General features: G+C 70.5%; 2 protein-coding genes and 1 pseudogene. 1 reads left to right on the top strand and 2 read right to left on the bottom strand.

Annotated elements, in window-relative coordinates; all coding sequences use genetic code 11:
• Positions 1 to 318: 318 nt before the first annotated feature.
• Positions 319 to 561: a hypothetical protein gene (locus ACY45C_RS12670; RefSeq protein ID WP_462187819.1), complete on the top strand. Its 243-nt coding sequence runs from the start codon at positions 319 to 321 to the stop codon at positions 559 to 561.
• On the opposite strand, the gene ACY45C_RS12675 is transcribed toward ACY45C_RS12670, so the two are convergent.
• Both ACY45C_RS12675 and ACY45C_RS12680 read right to left on the bottom strand, forming a co-directional pair.
• Entirely contained in the window at positions 551 to 1,150 is a 600-nt protein-coding gene (locus ACY45C_RS12675; RefSeq protein WP_462187820.1) for a RyR domain-containing protein, read from the bottom strand. The two genes, ACY45C_RS12670 and ACY45C_RS12675, sit on opposite strands and share 11 nt — an antisense overlap.
• Before the next feature lie 100 nt (positions 1,151 to 1,250).
• Positions 1,251 to 1,691, bottom strand: a pseudogene (locus ACY45C_RS12680) (DUF3367 domain-containing protein); the annotation flags it as partial.

The raw sequence follows: 1,691 nt of genomic DNA on the forward strand, positions 1-1,691 counted from the left end.
CCTGTGCCGCGCCAGCCATCTCTTGTTCGCCGGGCTCGGAGGAAGTGTCTGATTACTCGGCGCGCCGGCCGGCGCTTTCGCCTGCGAGGTGCGTTCCGAGGCCAATGATCACTCCGTTGCAAGGTGGAGCCACGTGAGACCCTTCAACCAGGCAGGGCACCAACCATGATGATCACTTGGCGTGGTGGTGTGCGTCATTCCCTGCTGGCCGAATGTTTCCTTCGTAGCGTCATCGCCGGGCTGAGCTGCGGAAATGGCATGAGGTCCTGCGATCTGTTCGGCGCTGGAGGGTCCATCTGTTCGCGCGAATCAGACCGCGTGATGCTCGTGGACACCACTGCCCGGTCGCGGATACGCTCGGCCATGGTGGTCTCCGCCCGGGCGGGCAGCGCGGCGAAGTCGATGATTCTGGTGGTGGGCAGCCTGGTGTCGCGGCCGGGGGTGGCCGGTGCGGCACTGATGTCGGGGTGCTGTCAAGGGGCCGCAGAGGTCTTCGGGGTCACCGGCGGACAGCGGCAATGTGCCGACGAGTGTCGCGGCCGTCAGCCGCTCACCGGGTAGCCGCCTCGGCGGCGGGTCGCCGGGTGATGCGCAGATCGGCCCGGGCCAGGACGGCCGGCATGTTCCGGATCGCGTCGCGGTCCCGATCACGGTCCTCTTCGGTCAGCTCCTCCCAGTCCACCATCGACGGGTGACGCTTGTCCGGACCGAGATCCTCGCGCACCGGACCATAGGAGTAACCCTGCCGTTCCTTGTGCTGCCACCACCGGTCGTGCTCGGCCCGGGCGAGCTCCTCGACTTCGGCGGCGGACAGCGAAAAAGGATCGACAGCCGGATCGACGTCGTGCTCGGCCGGCGTGAACACCCAGCCACGGTTACGCAGCACCGTCTCGTAATGAGCCGCCTGATCACGGTTGGCTTCCCGCAGCGTCTCGGAGAGCTCCGCCCAGGGCCGCAGCCCGGGCCTCGATCCGGCCGCGTGCCGTTTACCGAGCTCATGCTCCAGATAGCGGTCGTGGATCGCCCGGGCGAGCAGCTCCACCAACTCCCCGTCGCCCAGGACCGACGGCGTGCCGCCGGCGCCGCCGTCCCCGCCCGCCGCATCGGCCCAGATCGGGCGCGAGGCCCCGATCGGCCGTAGAGCATCCACGCGGACTCCACGCACGGCACGCCTGGCTGTGATCATGACCGGATGTCTCCCTCAGAAACAGACGGTGGACGACGTCCGAACGATCGGCGCCACGAAAACGCTAACCGAGTCCCTTGCTGTCGGTATAGGGATTGCGAGTCCTATGCCCGACATCGGACCCGGCTCGGGCGCCGAAGTCGGCACCGGCGGGACGGTCCCAGGCCCGCCCGGCCAGCGCGGCCAGCACCGCAGCCAAGGCTAAGGCGCCGAACACCTGGACCAGCGGCCCGAACGCCCCCTGCCCGGATCCGGGCTGGCTGCCCGGATCCGCCGCCACCCCGATTCCCGCGCCGATCATGGCGACCGCGGCGGAGAGGCCCGGCACCGCGGGCCAGCGCCGACCGACCAGGACGAACACCGGTACGGCCAGCGCCACCGGGCCCGCCACCAGCGCCACCGCCAGCATGGCGAGCACCGTCCACCCCACACCGGCTACCGGCGGGGACACCGCCAGCCGGCCCAGCCGGCGCGGCTGGCCCGGGCGGCGCGGCTGGCCCGGGCG

This window comes from Frankia sp. CcWB2, assembly GCF_977927585.1.